The 14,831-nt window shown below is 43.5% G+C and carries 15 protein-coding genes; 2 read left to right on the top strand and 13 right to left on the bottom strand.

Features of this window, described 5'->3' with window-relative positions:
* Positions 1-142: 142 nt before the first annotated feature.
* From ACN6KS_RS04745 to ACN6KS_RS04735, 3 genes are all read right to left on the bottom strand, one after another.
* Positions 143-1,249 carry a Glu/Leu/Phe/Val family dehydrogenase gene (locus tag ACN6KS_RS04745; RefSeq protein WP_076283886.1) on the bottom strand — a complete coding sequence of 369 codons (1,107 nt, stop codon included), beginning with the start codon at positions 1,247-1,249 and terminating at the stop codon, positions 143-145.
* 183 nt (positions 1,250-1,432) lie between these two features.
* On the bottom strand, positions 1,433-2,365 hold the full coding sequence (locus ACN6KS_RS04740; RefSeq protein ID WP_094871533.1) for a manganese-dependent inorganic pyrophosphatase: 933 nt from the start codon (positions 2,363-2,365) through the stop codon (positions 1,433-1,435).
* A gap of 118 nt (positions 2,366-2,483) precedes the next feature.
* Positions 2,484-3,281, bottom strand: a complete 798-nt coding sequence (locus tag ACN6KS_RS04735; RefSeq protein ID WP_094871532.1) for an AAC(3) family N-acetyltransferase — start codon at positions 3,279-3,281, stop codon at positions 2,484-2,486.
* Between the two features lie 167 nt (positions 3,282-3,448).
* Here ACN6KS_RS04735 and ACN6KS_RS04730 point away from each other — a divergent pair, with 167 nt between their 5' ends.
* On the top strand, positions 3,449-4,426 hold the full coding sequence (locus tag ACN6KS_RS04730) for a ring-cleaving dioxygenase (protein WP_440961475.1): 978 nt from the start codon (positions 3,449-3,451) through the stop codon (positions 4,424-4,426).
* A gap of 60 nt (positions 4,427-4,486) precedes the next feature.
* Here ACN6KS_RS04730 and ACN6KS_RS04725 read toward each other — a convergent pair whose 3' ends face one another.
* Entirely contained in the window at positions 4,487-5,188 is a 702-nt protein-coding gene (locus ACN6KS_RS04725; RefSeq protein WP_094875441.1) for a YjjG family noncanonical pyrimidine nucleotidase, read from the bottom strand.
* A 167-nt stretch (positions 5,189-5,355) separates the two neighbouring features.
* Here ACN6KS_RS04725 and ACN6KS_RS04720 point away from each other — a divergent pair, with 167 nt between their 5' ends.
* On the top strand, positions 5,356-6,291 hold the full coding sequence (locus tag ACN6KS_RS04720; RefSeq protein ID WP_094871567.1) for an MraY family glycosyltransferase: 936 nt from the start codon (positions 5,356-5,358) through the stop codon (positions 6,289-6,291).
* A 333-nt stretch (positions 6,292-6,624) separates the two neighbouring features.
* Here the strand turns inward: ACN6KS_RS04720 and ACN6KS_RS04715 are convergent, their stop codons facing one another.
* The 9 genes from ACN6KS_RS04715 to ACN6KS_RS04675 all read right to left on the bottom strand — a co-directional run bounded on the left by ACN6KS_RS04715 (position 6,625) and on the right by ACN6KS_RS04675 (position 14,643).
* Positions 6,625-7,146 carry a mismatch-specific DNA-glycosylase gene (locus ACN6KS_RS04715; RefSeq protein WP_094871527.1) on the bottom strand — a complete coding sequence of 174 codons (522 nt, stop codon included), beginning with the start codon at positions 7,144-7,146 and terminating at the stop codon, positions 6,625-6,627.
* Between the two features lie 29 nt (positions 7,147-7,175).
* Positions 7,176-7,427, bottom strand: coding sequence for a hypothetical protein (locus ACN6KS_RS04710; protein ID WP_440961474.1), 252 nt, complete (start codon positions 7,425-7,427; stop codon positions 7,176-7,178).
* 207 nt (positions 7,428-7,634) lie between these two features.
* Positions 7,635-9,677 carry a hypothetical protein gene (locus tag ACN6KS_RS04705; protein ID WP_440961473.1) on the bottom strand — a complete coding sequence of 681 codons (2,043 nt, stop codon included), beginning with the start codon at positions 9,675-9,677 and terminating at the stop codon, positions 7,635-7,637.
* Positions 9,631-10,533: an ABC transporter ATP-binding protein gene (locus ACN6KS_RS04700; RefSeq protein WP_094871524.1), complete on the bottom strand. Its 903-nt coding sequence runs from the start codon at positions 10,531-10,533 to the stop codon at positions 9,631-9,633. The genes ACN6KS_RS04705 and ACN6KS_RS04700 overlap by 47 nt, the downstream gene beginning before the upstream one ends.
* The gene (locus tag ACN6KS_RS04695) at positions 10,526-10,915 is read right to left on the bottom strand and encodes a GntR family transcriptional regulator (RefSeq protein WP_094871522.1); all 390 of its coding nucleotides are present in this window, start codon (positions 10,913-10,915) and stop codon (positions 10,526-10,528) included. The genes ACN6KS_RS04700 and ACN6KS_RS04695 overlap by 8 nt, the downstream gene beginning before the upstream one ends.
* 167 nt (positions 10,916-11,082) lie before the next feature.
* The gene (locus tag ACN6KS_RS04690; protein WP_373455890.1) at positions 11,083-11,835 is read right to left on the bottom strand and encodes an amino acid ABC transporter ATP-binding protein; all 753 of its coding nucleotides are present in this window, start codon (positions 11,833-11,835) and stop codon (positions 11,083-11,085) included.
* A gap of 15 nt (positions 11,836-11,850) precedes the next feature.
* The gene (locus ACN6KS_RS04685; RefSeq protein ID WP_440961472.1) at positions 11,851-12,510 is read right to left on the bottom strand and encodes an amino acid ABC transporter permease; all 660 of its coding nucleotides are present in this window, start codon (positions 12,508-12,510) and stop codon (positions 11,851-11,853) included.
* Between the two features lie 29 nt (positions 12,511-12,539).
* Positions 12,540-13,310, bottom strand: a complete 771-nt coding sequence (locus ACN6KS_RS04680; RefSeq protein WP_094871518.1) for an amino acid ABC transporter substrate-binding protein — start codon at positions 13,308-13,310, stop codon at positions 12,540-12,542.
* A 211-nt stretch (positions 13,311-13,521) separates the two neighbouring features.
* Positions 13,522-14,643, bottom strand: coding sequence for a polysaccharide deacetylase (locus ACN6KS_RS04675; RefSeq protein ID WP_280787748.1), 1,122 nt, complete (start codon positions 14,641-14,643; stop codon positions 13,522-13,524).
* Between the last annotated feature and the right edge of the window lie 188 nt (positions 14,644-14,831).

The following is a 14,831-nucleotide window of genomic DNA, read 5'->3' as shown; positions in this document are numbered from 1 at the left end:
TATATTAAGAAACTCGGCAAGCTCCCATCCGGAAAATGATTCGGAGAGATTGCCGAGTTTTTTTAAAAATATAAGCTTACCGTCCTTTAGCGACGCTGATGCGCTTTTGCATGTGAAAGACTAATTTAAGTACCTATGCACCTTATCCCCGGAGTGATCTTCTGCTAAGCGCATGTTGACCATTTCGCAGGAAAGTACTACGAGTATTTCTTAATAAGGAAATCCGTTCCTCTGCAAGCTGATTTGCCGCAACAGAAGTAGGAATTCCATTTAGACGTGAGATTTCCAGCACGCGGGTGATGTTATCGTAAATTTTTGAAACCTGCTTAAACGCACGTTCCTTATTATAACCATTCAGTTCATCGGCAATATTAATAACGCCACCGGCATTAATCACATAATCAGGAGCATACACAATGCCCATTTCGTGCAGCGTATCGCCATGATAGGCCTCTTTTAACTGATTGTTGGCTGCGCCTGCGATCACCTTCGCCTTAATTACCCGGAGGGACTCATCATTGATCGTTGCTCCGAGTGCGCATGGAGCATAGATATCACAATCTGTACTGATAATATCTGCAGGATCGACTGCTTTGGCGCCGTAAGCTTCTACTGCGCGCCCAACAGCTTCTTTATGAATATCGGTTACGATAAGCTGAGCGCCTTCTTCATGAAGATGCTTACACAGCGAAAAAGCCACATTCCCAACACCTTGAACGGCTACAGTCTTCCCTTCGAGCGAATCACTGCCAAACGCTGCTTTGGCCGCTGCCTTCATCCCTTGGTATACGCCGTAAGCCGTCGCTGGTGACGGATTGCCCGATGAACCATAAGTAGGAGATGTACCTGTAACATAATCTGTCTCCTGATAAATAATGTTCATATCTTCTTCTGTAGTGCCAACATCCTCGGCTGTAATGTACCGTCCATTCAAGCCCTGTATGTATCTTCCGAAAGCACGGAACATCGCTTCGTTCTTATCCTTCTTGGGATCACCTATAATCACTGTTTTCCCGCCGCCTAAATTTAGACCGGATACTGCATTTTTGTACGTCATCCCTTTCGCTAAACGAAGCGCGTCAACAATCGCTTCCTCTTCTGTAGCATAGGTCCACATCCGTGTCCCACCCAGTGCGGGCCCTAATGTCGTGTCATGAATGGCAATGATTGCCTTTAATCCTGATGCTTTATCCTGACAAAATAACAGTTCCTCGTAATCGTCCCGCTCGAGTGCTGCAAACAATTCCATTCTTAATATCCCCTGTCTCTTTGTTATATTCCACATGTTGGTTGTTACTCTTACCTCTCAAAGTATTGTAGCAGAATGCGTCGTAAAACAAAAAGAACCACGTCACCCTTAAAACTTTCAATGGATGACGTGGCTCTTATATGAATGCTACTGCACCGAATCGAGTGCAATTGTCAAAATGCGTTACAGCTTAGCAATTGTTTCTGTAAGAACAGGAACGATTTGCGATTTACGGGATACTACACCTCTGAGAAGTGCTTTATTGTCATCAAGCTTAACATTGTACGCCGTTTCTACTGCACCTGCAACACGACCCAGAGCCAGACCCACAGAATCGTTATTGAGGATATCTGTAACTACAAACAGGAACAGATCCAATTCTTTTTCAGCAATAATGGAAGTAAGTGCAGTTTCCAGTTCAGCTTGTTTGGAGAGAACATCATTAACATCCACCGCGTTCACTTGAGCGATTTCAACTTTGTATTCACCCATTTTGAATTCCTTTGCATCCAAGGAAATCAGTTGAGCGATACTCTTGTCGCTAAGGTCAGCTCCAGCTTTCAGCATATCGAGACCGTAGCTTTCTGCATCTACACCAGCGATTTCAGCAAGCTCACGTGCTGCAGCTACATCTTCCGCAGTGCAAGTTGGTGATTTAAACAGCAAGGAATCAGAAATGATCGCAGACAGCATCAATCCGGCGATTTCTTTAGGGATTACAATTCCGTTTTCTTTATACAACTTGTTAAGAATAGTAGCAGTACAGCCTACTGGCTCAGCACGATAGTATAACGGATGTGCAGTTTCAAAGTTTGCGATCCGGTGATGGTCGATAACTTCAACCACGCGCACTTGATCAATGTCATTTGCACTTTGTTGGCGTTCGTTATGGTCAACAAGAATAACCTGATTTGCTTCACCAGCTACGTTCTCTACCAGTCGAGGAGCAGCGACTCCGAAATGGTCAAGCGCAAATTGCGTTTCACCACTAACCTCACCCAGACGAATTGCCTCAGCATCCCAGCCCAATTCCTTTTTGAGTGCAGCATAAGCAATTGCAGAACAAATCGTATCCGTATCCGGATTTTTGTGTCCAAAAACCAAAGTTTTTTCCATTTCCAATCTCCTTACTATGTTTTAGTGAGATTAATATACCATACATTGATAGCGGCTTCCAGATTGTGTGGTTTGAAAAATGCTTTATCGGCATTCAATTAGCCTCTTCTAGGGTTGCTCACGCCCTAGTCTTTGGAAGTGGTACCGGCTTGTCCTCCCCATGCAGTGGCTCATTATCTGAGAAAAGATTAGGATTTTCTGTCAGCATCTGGCTTAGAATATTCGTTGTTTCTACCGTCCCGCATATCCTAACCAGCGCATCGCCAAAATGCCCCTTACGCATAGCACCGCCTTCTTCAAGCTCGCGTTCCACTTTCCAAAAATGCTCAGACCAAGAGAGGCCACAGTGTCTGCGAGAAGGCACCATGATTTCATCGCCACCTGGCGTCACCGTATATAGCTCCTCATAGGTATCCGTCATTCTGCCTGGAATATCGACCCACTCTTCAATGCCATGGATGAACGTATTCCGCCGAAGATCGACTCCCAGCAGGACAATTTCCGCCTTTCGATCAAGTAGCTTGCCCCATGCTGAACCACGGGCGCACGGCGTATCCCAGCGTTCATCTCCCGTGGTGAACTCCTCAGCATCTGCACCTAAAGCCGCTACAGAATGTGTCGGATGCCAAGAGCGAGTAACATTTGGACGTTTACGGAACAACTCCGGTAATATCCCTACACAAGAAGGGGAATCTTGAACAGAGAACCTTGGATTGTCTGCATTAATATAAGCCCATGTATGGGTTGGCAATACGAGCAGTCCGTCCTTCATATATTCACTGAGTACATCCAATACTGTGTTCGCGCCTCCATCTACTTCCCCAATGCTTTTTAATGAGGAATGGACCAGAATAGTCCCATGTGAATCAAGCTTTAGCTCCTGCAATTGTTTCATCAAGCTAGTTGTTGTGTGCAATGTACACTCTCCTTATGTATGAACTGGATTTTATGATGCATAAACATCTACTTGCAAAAACCGCTTTTTACTATTAAAATTATAGCTACTTAATAATACTCACTTAATATTTTAAAGATCACAATATAACTTACTCACATTTAGCATTTACACGGAGGTAATTACACATGACATTAATATTAAAAGGACTACACCACGTATCCGCAATTACAGGTAACGCACAGGAAAACTTTAGGTTCTATACCGAAGTACTTGGACTGCGTCTCATTAAAAAGACAGTAAACCAGGATGATATTTCAGTGTATCATTTATTCTATGGTGATGAGAAGGGTAAACCCGGAACCGAATTAACTTTCTTCGAGCTCCCGATGGCGGGCCGCAACCGTGCAGGCAACAACAGCATTTCCGCGCTCTCCCTTCGGGTGCCAAACGATGCCGCACTTCTCTACTGGGAGCAGCGCTTCACCGAGCTTGACGTTGAGCATGGGACGATTCAAACAATCGGCGGCCGCCAGACTTTAGCCTTCCGTGATCATGAAGGGCAACGTTTCATACTAGTATCCGACGAGAATGATAAGGGTGTTGCCGCTGGCATCCCTTGGGCAAAAAGCCCGGTACCCGCTGAGTATGGGATTATTGGCCTAGGTCCCGCACATCTTACAGTAGAAAGTGCAGAGCATACTGCGGCTGTACTGGAGCAATTGCTTGGCTTCCGCCGCAAAGGCACTTATCCTTCCACAGTAGCAGGACAGCCTGATGTGATTGTATTCGAGACTGGAGAAGGCGGGTCAGGTGCAGAGGTTCACCTAGAGGAACGTAATGATCTAGAGCAGGAACATTTAGGTCGAGGCGGGGTACACCATGTCGCATTCCGCGTGGACAACGAGGAGGAATTGAAGCAATGGGTCCAGCATATACGCACTGCTCAGTTTCCCAACTCCGGATTCGTGGATCGTTTTTACTTCCGCTCCCTTTATTTCCGCGAGCCTAACGGCATTCTTTTTGAGCTAGCTACAGACGGACCAGGCTTTGCAACAGATGAGCCGATGGAAAGTTTGGGTGAATCTCTTGCTCTGCCACCATTTCTGGAATCGAAACGCCAGCAAATCGAAGCTTATCTGAAGCCGCTGGATACTCAGCAATAAGATCCTTCAGCTCACTTAATAAAAGGTGTGAGTCGCTATGCGCTCACACCTTATTTTTTATTATTGAAGATCAGCTGTCTTGCCTACAATGTCTAAGAGCTCCGACAGAACTCGAATTTCGTATTTCGGTTGAACACCCGACGAATTCTCTTTACCGAGCGGGTTAAACCAGCAAGTATCGATCCCATAATTGATTCCGCCTTGAATATCAGAGGTTAAGGAGTCCCCTACAATCAGTACTTTTTCCCTATCCGAAATCCCCAATTTGGCAAAAGCATAATCAAAAATCCCTGTCTCCGGCTTCTGACAACCAGCCTCCTCTGAAATAATGATCTGCTCAAAGGTTTCACTAAGCGGTGATCCTTGGATTCTGGAAGTTTGCACTTCTTTAATTCCGTTCGTAATGATTGCTAATCGGCAGCCGGCAAGCTCCTCGCACAGCTCGATCGCTCCCTGGATCAGAAAGGTTCCCTCGCCTAAGAAACGCAGATATGCTTCACTAAACGCCTCAGGATCTAGCTCCAGCGCATTCGCAGTAAATAACCGATTAAACCGTTCCACGCGTAATGCCGCAGAACTAATCTTCCCCTGCTCCAAATCCCGCCACAGCGCATGATTAATCTCCTGATAACTGGCAGCATAATCCTCAGCACCTGTGGGCATCCCAACATGTAGAAATGCGTTAGATAACGCGTGACTTTCTGCCATTCCGTAATCAAACAGTGTATCGTCAGCATCGAATAAAATAACGTCGTATTTCATCATATCCCCCAAAACTCTTTTCTCAAAAAGGTACTACAGTGATACAATCAAGTCAACTTATCAGTCAGACGACAAAAATTTACTTTTTTAAGGTAGTTTTAAGCGAACTGTGTTATTTTAAAAAGAAAACGGTGGTGAGCGTCATATTATACGTTTTATCGTTTCTAATGTCTTTTTCTATCGTATACTTTCTAATTCCGCCGCTCGGCAGACTAGCTTTCCGACTTGATTTTGTGGACAAGCCTCGTCAAGACGTTGAGCGTAAAATCCATAGAGAACCTATACCGCTTACGGCCAGTTATGCCATATTCATCGGGTTCTTCATCACTTACCTGGTCTTTGCCCGGGAATTTTCCATGGAGACAGTCGCACTGTTTGCAGGGGGTGTGCTGCTATTAACTATTGGTACCATAGATGACTGGTACAAAACAAAGGGTAAGGATTTCCCGGCACTGCCCAAAATGATTGTGCAGGTAAGTGCGGCTGTTCTTGTTTATTTTTCCGGCAACGCATTTACTGGATTCTATAACCCCTTCTCAGGGGATTATATCGTTCTACCCGTTGTATTACAGTTTCTATTGACGATTATCTGGATCTTCGGCGTAACCACTGTCATTAATTTCTCGGATGGTATGGATGGTTTGGCTGGCGCCTTAACTGCTATTTCGGCCATAACACTATTTATTGTCGCATTAACTAAGGGGCAGTCCTCTTCAGCGATTATGGCGATTGCGCTCGTCGGCGTCACCATTGCTTATCTACGTTATAATAAACCGCCTGCCAAAATCTTTATGGGCGACGCCGGGGCTACCTTTCTTGGTTTCATCCTTGCGGTAATCGCACTCGACGGTGCGTTTAAGCAAGCCACGGCCCTGTCGCTGTTCATCCCGATTCTGGCGCTGGGCGTTCCGATCTTCGACAATATTTTTGTCGTCGTCAAACGCTTTATCCAAGGCAAGTCCATTTATCAGGCCGACGCAACCCAGGCTCATTACCGCCTGCTCCGTGCAGGTCTGAGCCAAAAGCAAGTCGTTGCCGTGTTATGCTTGATCAGCGTTTGTCTATCCTTATCCTCTATCATCCTGTTGTTGATCGAGACTTAGCCTATACAACCCTTTGAAGACATAAAACGAGCAAGATTCCAACTGGAATCTTGCTCGTTTTATGTTCTAAGCTTTTCGGGGGTGGCGGATTACAGGGACTTGATGGGAGATAGCCAAGAGTGAGTCAGAGCTGTAGCAAGCTGTGTTATAAGGTACATAAGGGCTTCTAATTCTACTACGCTATATGGCAATCATTGTCGAGTCCGATAGCTCATCCATGAAGTTGCCCCTTCGTGTTACTAGCGGCATTTCTCAGCTTCTCCACAACTACCCCTACACATGCGCCACTACTCAGCATTCCACCCTCTGTTCCCTCCAACTCAGTCTCCCGAGTCAGCCATCGCTCTCTTGTGTAAACTCAGCTAACCTACGGTAGATCCCTACGATCTCCTCCATTGGCATTCGAACCAATCCACTGGAAGAGGGGGCGACAAATTCACGCACACCATCTACCGTTGGAGACACGTTTCCTTGAAATCCCCATTCTGCTTTTTTTCTCCGACTAAACTCTGTATATACACCTTTTCCAACGAAGCAAGCGACTTGTGGGCGATAAAGCGCCAGCTTGGAGCGAAGCAACTCGCGGCCCTCATTATATTCCTCACGAGTGATATCGTCGATCCCGCGTGTTGGTCTGGCAACAATATTCGTAAAACCATAACCCAGCTTTAGCAGCTCTCCGTCCTCAGACGCGTCGTACAACCGAGGAGTAAGTCCTGAATTGTGTAAGATTCTCCAGAAATTATTTCGCGGATTCGCGTAATGATGCCCAACCTCGCCAGAACGGATACTCGGGTTAAATCCAATAAAAACAATTTGTAATCCGTGATCTAAATGATCTGGAATTTCGTCCATGTGATTCTGCCTCCTACCAAAAGACGTTCTTATTCAACTATGAGTGTACACATTAAGACAGGAAGATGGAATAGGTTCTGCCAGCCATAACTCTTACCCGCATAATAAAAGGTTACACCCATTTGACCAGCTCTAATCGTATCAACAGTTAGCAGCGTCAATTTCCCACGTCGGCTTCCGGCCATACTGGCGAAATGTGACCCTTCGGAGTCATCCAGCTTACCAGTTCCATTGCCCCGTTTCACACGCATACAAAATACGGACTTGTTCTTCAGATTCAATGGTCCGAAGCTGCTGAATGATCGATTGATATATTTCTGATTTATGAATCCCTCTCTTTAACCTTCTAAGTATTGCAAAAAAGGCCATGGACTCCATCGTCCATGGCCAGGCTTCACCTAAATAACATATCTCCAAAAGCATACTCCAACTATCCAGTTTATGTAAACCGGTAGTCTTTATCTGCAATCTTCTACCTTATTCTGAGCTTATTTCAGCAAAACCTTCAATTCAGGCGTCATATCCGATGCTTTTAACATTACGAAATCGCTATAACCCTCTTTGTACATCAACTTCACAATGTAGTTGCCATTTTCAACTCCATAATTGAATTGATTATCCACAATATCCGTTAATAGTGCCTTATCCTTCGTAACAATTGTACGATTCTTTTCACGTGCAAGTATTAGCCTTTGTTCAGGACTAGTAGGATTCTTAGGTGTTTGCTTATCCATATAGTCATCTTTTATTATTTCTGCCGATTGTATATCTTCAGCGGTTGTTCGTACTTTATCCGTATAACCCTTTTCGACCATCCATTTATCTAACTCATGGAAAGAAGACTTCCACGGATAATAATAACCGTAATTTACAGATGGCCGATCACTTACCTCTTTTACCTTTACCTGTGTTTGGATATTAGCCACATCAGGTCTTCCGTCCTTATCTACCTGTACCTCATAGGACATATTCAAAATTTCATGCTTGATAATCTCCTTTAACTCTGAAATTTCCCCGGGATCAGAGATGGCTACTTTTTTATTCCTGTTGGTAATCCACATATAATCCAGGTCTTTGTCTAACAGAGTTAAATTATAGTTTTCATACTTGAAAGCTTCAGTATCCTTAACCGCCTTGATCTCTGATTCAAACCCCTTATTAGGGATCCAGTATTCCCTCACTAACTTGTGACCATTCTCCAATTGATAAGCCAGAGTAAAGTATTCATAAACGTATTGTTGTGAGGTATGTTCTGGACGTACTGCAACTACCGCTTGATGAAACTTACGGACAGCTTCTATATAATCTTTATCATGCGAAAATGGATCCTGTCCCATATAAGGTGTAGTTGAATAATCATCTATTGGGGTATACCACCGGTAGTTAGATCCCATATATACACCGCTAATCCTTTCACCGGAAGGCACTCTGGCTTCATACCCCGTAACACTTGATACCGGAATATACAGAAGTAACCCCAGCATTACTGCATAAACCGAAAACTCGGCTAACACTTTACGCGTCATAATCTGCCATGTTTTTCGAATAATCATTTCTGCGGCAATATAACCAATAATGGCTCCAATGGCATATCCGCCAATCACCCAGCCTATTTGCTGTTGCTTCATTTGTGCAAAATAAGTTCCGGAGATAAGCATGGCACATAACATAACTCCTGCTTTAAAAAGTGGATTGAAATATCCAAAAGCAATAGCCTGGCCGGCTTTTTCAGTATTACGTTTACGGTATAGCAGGTAGGATAATCCAATAAATAAAAGTGACAATACTCCATAGATCCATAATTCGGTATTGGTGTATGGTTTGCCGGTAAAATAATACATAATATGAACAAACGGAGACCACATCTGTGATTTAGAATCTAGGAATCTTACATTTGCATTTGCATATCCATAAAGATACATGGCTAAATGGCTATTGCCTAATGAAATCAGTACAGCAGGAAGAATAAGCAAAATATAAACGATAATTCCCTGAAGAATAGATTGGCCCGTGCATATTCCCACAAAAACACTAAAGCAGAAGAGGAACAAAGTCAAAATACTAACGGTGATACACCATTGCCAAATATCTGCGCCTTGAAAAATATAAAAATTGCCACTCCATGGCTTAACAACTGCAACCACCCCAGCAGTTAACCAAACAGGCAACAGCAGTAATATAAGTCCACTTGTCAAATGAGCTGTAAATAAATGCCCTCTGCGTAAAGGCAAGCTATGAAAGAGATCTGAGGGTGATTTTGCTTGAAGGTACCGGAACAAAAAGAGTCCAGCTGCAATAGGGATCGTAATAATAAACAAGGCTTGCACACTACCAGCGATGCGAAATAGATGTTCAATTTCCTGCGGTTTCTCATTCGGATTATTGCTCATGAACAGCTGCAGTGGAAGTGCGAACAATAAGCCAAGTGCATAGATAATCCCTATCCAGCCATGCTGGCGGAAGTTCTGGCGAATAATACTGCTATTAAAGTAGTACCGGCTGCGCGTCATATCCGACATCCCCCATTTCATAAATAAAGATCTCTTCTAACGTCAACGGAAGCAAATCGAATACGTATGGCTCATATACCTGAAAGGCCGCTTTGATTCGCTCACGATCCCCTTTTACTATGTACAGGTTCACGCTCCCCCGGCGTTCTTGATGTAAAATTTGCAGCTTCGCTGATATCGGAATTTCATGCCGCTCATCTCGGAAGGCCACTTGAATCTTATGAGTGTCCGCCTTAAGATCATCCAGATCCTTCTCAATCAACATCTTACCACCATGCATAATCCCTACATGATCGCATAGGTCCTCGATCTCACGAAGATTATGTGAAGAAATGATTACCGTCAGCTCGCGTTCAGCAACCTCCTGAAATAGCAGGTTTTTGATCTGGCGTCGCATTACCGGATCTAACCCGTCAATCGGCTCATCCATAATAAGCACATCTGGCATACAGCTTAAACATAACCAGAATGACGCTTGCCGCTGCATCCCTTTGGAGAAACGACTAAGCTTACGCTTCTTATCGAGCTGAAAGACGGTCCCCAAATCTTCAAAACGCTTCTGATTCCAGCTCGGATAGATCGAGCGATAGAAGGCTGCCATTTGCAGCATGTTGGATTGCGGGAAAAAGTAAGGAGAATCCGGCATAAAAATAACCCGTTGCTTAGTTGTCGGGTGTTCGAATACCGCTTCACCATCCACCTTCACGGTCCCCTTATCCGGAAAGTAAATGCCTGCCAAGGTCTTCAGCAGCGTAGTTTTACCCGCTCCATTAGACCCGAGCAGCCCATAAATTGTCCCTTTATGTACCGTTAAAGAGATATCATCAACGGCCTTCTCCCCTTGAAATAACTTGCTGACTCCTCGAATCTCAATCATTACTCTTCCCCCCTTCTCTCTGCTTTTCCACTTGTCGGTACAATGAACTAATCTCAGCGGCGGTGAACCCAAGATATACCGCTTCCACCATCAGTCTAAGCAACTCATCACGTACTTCAGCTTTTTTAATCTCATTCTGTTCTTTTTTCATTGGGGCTACAAAACTCCCTTTCCCCTGCAGTGAATAAATATACCCCTCACGTTCCAATTCACGGTAAGCCTTCTGAATCGTATTGGGATTCACGGTTAGCTGCTGGGATAATGTCCTTACCGAAGGCAGTTGTTCATCAGTCTGCAAAATACCATGTAAAATCATCTCCTTGACCTTATCGGTCAGCTGCTCATAAATCGGCTTGCGACTGCGAACGTCCAATTCGAACATAACCATCCTCCTTTCACTGTCTTGCATTAAATCCATCATGACGTGTATTAACTGTACTACTATTATTAATACAGTTTAATCTTTATGTCAACGCAAAAAAACCCACACAGTGGTTTATAACTGTGTGGGTTTTTCTCATAAATAGACACTTTATTAGCTTGAGCTATTCACACTCTCGACTCTTGATTCAAAAAAATTCGAGTGCGTTCCTGCTGTGGATGATCAAAAATCTGCTCAGGTGTTCCAGACTCCGTGATCTCACCGTTGTCCATGAAAATCACACGATCGGCCACATCACGGGCAAAATTCATCTCATGAGTGACAACAATCATCGTCATATTCTCCTCAGCAAGTTGACGTATGACGCGTAGTACCTCGCCCGTGAGTTCAGGATCAAGCGCGGAAGTGGGTTCATCGAACAATAGAATATCAGGATTGAGCATTAATGCTCTCGCTATAGCAACCCGTTGCTTCTGTCCACCTGACAGCTTTGCAGGATACACATCCGCTTTTTCAGCAAGTCCTACCTTATAAAGTAAGTTCTCGCTTCTAGCCGTAATCTCCTTCACGCTTTCTCGCTTCAACATCCTTGGAGCTAGCTCTAGATTGCCTCGCACCGTTAAATGTGGAAATAGGTTAAAGTGTTGAAACACCATTCCCATGGCCGCCGTGATCTCACGAATACTTGCTCCACTAGCGTATTTTCCATTCGCCACGAGCGGCTTGCCTTGGATGAAGATGCTTCCACCCGTAATTTCCTCTAGATGTACTAGACTACGCAGCATCGTACTCTTACCCGAACCTGAAGGCCCTATAACAGCGACGGCCTCACCCGCCTGGATATTGAAACTAACCTTCTTCAACACATCCAATTTGCCGAAGGATTTCTGTAAATCACTTACTTCTATCATGTTACTCATATTCAGACAGTCCCTCTACTCGAATTTAAAACGTTTCTCCAGTCCTTTGAAGAATAAAGTGAGCACCAGCGTCATCAGTAAGTAAATCACTCCCGCCACTACAAAGGGGGTTACAGTAAAGTCTCGATTCACTGCTGTTTTTGCATAGTTCAGTAGCTCAGGCACAGCAACGGCATACAGCAGAGCCGTATCTTTGACCAAGGAAATCGATTCATTTGCCACGGCTGGCAAAGCTACCCTAAACATTTGAGCTAGAATTACCTTGCGCAGCGTTTGCCATTTACTCAGTCCGAGTACTTTAGCTGCTTCATGCTGCCCTTTATCAATGGAGAGCATACCCCCACGGAAGATCTCCGCGAAATAGGCCCCATAGTTAAGAATAAAACCAAGACTCGCCGCAACGAAGCGGTCCATGACCAGATATTGCCCAATCACCGGAATCTGTGGTAAACCAAAGCAAAAAAATAACAATTGCAGTAAAAGTGGTGTTCCCCGCATGACATAGATATAGGTATGTGCAATCCAAGCCACGGGCTTGATCGCACTCTTCGCCATCAAAGTGACTAGGAACCCGAGCGGAATCGACACCAAAATAACAATAAAAAACAATAAAATAGTTGTACGCGTGCCTTCTAACATCGGCCCGGAAATTTGTATTATATAATCCATTTTCATTTCTCCAATAAACTCTGTATATTGACCTGCTATTTCAATACCTTATTCTCACCAAACCACTTCGTGGAGATCTTCTCAGCCGTTCCGTCATTGTTCATTTCATCCAAAGCCTTTTGAAGTTCTTCCAGTAGTGCCTCATTGCCTTTCTTAATTCCAATACCGTACTGCTCAGGAGCAAGCGATTCATCTAGTAGCTTAAAGGTATCAGGCTCTTTTGACATATAATATCTGGCTACCACTTCATCAATGACTACACCGTCTAGGCGCTTAGTCTTCAAATCTGTGAGCGCTAGCACATTATCCGGAAATTCCGACAGATTAGCAATTTGGTCTTTAATCGGATTAGCATTTAAAGCATCGGCAGCAGAAGATAGACTTTGAAGTCCTACCTCTTTACCAGCCAAATCCTCAAGCTTTGATATAGTGGAATCCGCTAATACGACTACTACCTGACTATTCTCAAGATAAGGCTTTGTGAATAACACCTTTTCCTTACGTTCATCTGTGATGGTATAACCATTCCAAATCATATCAATGCGCCCACTATTCAGTTCTGACTCCTTAGCTGACCAGTCAATAGGCTGAAAAGTGATTTCTTTGCCCATTTTCTCAGCTGCAGCTCCGGCATAGTCGATATCAAACCCAACAATTTCATTGTTCTCATCTCTAAAGCCCATTGGAGCGAACTTATCATCAATCCCGATTACCAGCTTTCCGTCCTTGCTCCCAGAAGACGAACAGCCTGATAAAGCTGCAATAACCATGATCATAAATAAAACTAAAAATGCATTCTTCTTCATCTCTTTTATCCCCCATCGTTGACACAGCGCCGTGTGCTTTAGTTCGCTAATACGTTATCAGAGTATCATGATAACATGACAAATTAACTACGTCGATAGATTAGGTAAGCCTACATGTGTCAAATCTACAAAGATTTCAGACAACAAAAAAAAGACGACAGATCAAATCTGTCGCCATAACAATGAAAATGATTTAATTTTACTATCAGAGTTAGCGCTTATCGTTCCAAAAATTGTTAGGCTCCATATCCGAAGTAATAATACGGAACGCATAGCCTTCTTTCTTCAGTGCCTCTAGGATGCGTGGAAGAACTTTAAGTGTAGCCTTTTGATCATGCATTAGAATCACCGGGCTGCTCTTCTTCAGATTATGAACCTCTCTCATAACTGTATTATAGATAGAATTACTATCGTTCTTATATCGCCAATCCTCAGAGTCAACGTTCCAATCCCACAGATGGTACCCTTGCGTTAATATCTTATCTCTATAAGCTTTTGTTAAATAAGGTTTACTGCCATAAGGTGTACGAATCAGTGTTGTACTTTGACCCGTAATCTTCTTCAGAATTGCATTATCGTCATTCATCTCTTTTAACGCAGAGGCTGGAGAAGCATAAAATTTATCTTTCACATGTGTCATGCCGTGTAAAGCAGGTGCATGTCCCTCTTTCACTAAGCGTTTCACTTGAGACGCATGTGCGTTCATGTTATTTCCTAACATAAAGAAAGTTGCTTTCGCATCATACTTCGCCAAAATATCAAGTAGTTGAGAGGTAGTAGCAGATGGACCGTCATCAAAGCTAAGATATACGACTTTCCCCTTTGTGCCTGTCGTCCCTGTAGGTACATTTTGTTGCAAATCCTTTTTATATTGGTTCACGAATGCAGCGTCGTCTAATTTAGCCCCGGAATTATACACTCTTAATAGAGATTGAGCTGGCTTAAACGAAATTGAAAATCCAAGATGAGAGGTCATCTTCACAGGAACCATCGTTCTACCATTTTCAACAAATGTTATCAGCGGAATAGTCTTTCCATTAGGGAGAAGCGCTGTTGCATGATCATTCAGCAGTTCGATGGAACCGTTGTTCCCTTGAACATGAATTCCAACACCCTGAAGGGTAAGATTCAGATTCAGTTCTAGGGACAAATCACGCAGTGAAACATAATATGTATCCTTTATCGACACTGCATCAATTTTAGTTAATTTATCGTTCACCCCTAATTTCAGGGATCCTGTCGCACCCGCTGCATTCACTGTATCTATCTCTCGTACCAAACCCGTACATACGAATAGTACTATAAATAAAAGCCACACTTTCTTTTTAAACATCTTAAAAAATCTCCCATCTCGTATATTTACCTATAACATTATCATAGATTAATAGATAGAAATTTGAGAGATTGTAACTTAATACAGAATAATTTGTTACCCTTTTCGACGTTCGCAGATATTTCGACAAAATTCATCAAATTCTGATTTCGACCAAATCCTGTCACACCAACAAAAAATGGTTAAAT

It is taken from the genome of Paenibacillus nitricinens (assembly GCF_052056485.1).
GTDB lineage: Bacteria > Bacillota > Bacilli > Paenibacillales > Paenibacillaceae > Paenibacillus_AQ > Paenibacillus_AQ nitricinens.
Note: the sequence above shows the minus strand (reverse complement) of the source record. Positions and strands in the feature narration are given on the sequence as shown.